This is a genomic window from Mesorhizobium sp. M5C.F.Ca.IN.020.29.1.1 (assembly GCF_003997375.1).
Lineage (GTDB): Bacteria > Pseudomonadota > Alphaproteobacteria > Rhizobiales > Rhizobiaceae > Mesorhizobium > Mesorhizobium wenxiniae.
Map to the genome: position 1 here is coordinate 1 of NZ_RZSW01000971.1, position 1,269 is coordinate 1,269.

1 protein-coding gene is annotated in these 1,269 nt (G+C 60.2%); it reads left to right on the plus strand.

Annotation, left to right across the window (positions count from 1 at the left end):
* The first annotated feature begins 253 nt into the window (after window positions 1-253).
* Window positions 254-1,012, plus strand: a complete 759-nt coding sequence (locus EOA85_RS35500; protein WP_127212747.1) for a 3-deoxy-manno-octulosonate cytidylyltransferase — start codon at window positions 254-256, stop codon at window positions 1,010-1,012.
* Window positions 1,013-1,269: the final 257 nt, after the last annotated feature.

The following is a 1,269-nucleotide window of genomic DNA, read 5'->3' on the forward strand; positions in this document are numbered from 1 at the left end:
CCGGCAAGGTCCGTTTCCTGATCGGCTCCTCCGAGACGATGGGTACCGGCGTCAACGCGCTCAGGTTGAAGATGCTACACCATCTCCGCGTGCCCTGGCTCCCTCGCAGGTCGAGCAGCGCGAGGGCCGCATCGTCCGACAGGGCAACCAGCACGAAGAGGTCGATATCTTCGCCTACCCGATCATCGCCGCACGGTCGTGCTGGACGGCATCCTATTGCAGATCATCCATCTGGGAGGCAAGTTGCCCAGGAATGGAAGACAGGGGGTTTTCATTGCGGCCCATTGTGATCATCCCAACAAGACTCGGTTCCACCAGACTTCCCGGCAAAGCGCTGACCGACATCAATGGTGAGCCAATGATCGCGCATGTCTGGCGCAGGGGCGTGGAAGCGGATATCGGCCCGGTGGTCGTCGCCTGCGGGGATCAGCAAATCGCCGACATTGTCAACGACGTCGGCGGGCGGGCGGTTCTGACCGATCCGGCTCTTCCGTCAGGCTCGGACCGCGCGTACGCGGCGCTGTGCGAGGTTGATCCCGACGAGAAGCATGACGTGGTCGTCGTCCTCCAGGGAGACTTGCCGACCATCGATCCTGCGACCATCGAGGCCACACTGACACCTCTGGCCCGTGATGCAGAATGCGAAATCGCAACTCTGGCAACTGTGATCGAGGACCCGTTGGAGCTTCACGCGCCACAGGTCGTAAAGATCGCATTAGCTGTCCAACCCGGCGACACGATTGGCCGAGCCGTCTACTTCAGTCGCATGGTCATCCCGGCCGGTAGAGGAGAGCATTATCACCACATTGGCATGTACACCTACCGGCGAGAGGCTCTTGCCAAGTACGTCAGTTTGCCTCGCGGCATTCTGGAGCGCCGAGAGAACCTTGAGCAGCTCAGGGCTATCGAGTACGGCATGCGGATCGACGCGACGGTGATCCAGACAGAACCATTGGGAGTCGATACGCTTGCGGATTTGGAACGAGCAAGAACACTTTTTGCTCGTCGATAGTGCGGAAGCGGTGAGCTGGTCAGTGGCTCAGAACGTATTTGCCCCAATTTCTCGGATTCTCTAGCGTCGGCAGGCGCACGATCGAACCGGGCGCAACGCTTGCTGCAAGTCTCGCACTTCGTCAGCAACATCCGGGTCTAGCTGAGGCATTAGCTGCTGATGAGCATTTCTGGCACATCGGACAGAGCCACAGCGCCAAAACCCCAGGGCACCGGCTGGCGCGACGAGGACAGGGATGGACGAAAGCCGCGCATTGT

What these genes read in the sequence shown, in the direction of transcription:
- EOA85_RS35500 (WP_127212747.1), top strand. Translation starts at nt 254, where the DNA reads ATGGAAGACAGGGGGTTTTCATTGCGGCCCATTGTGATCATCCCAACA.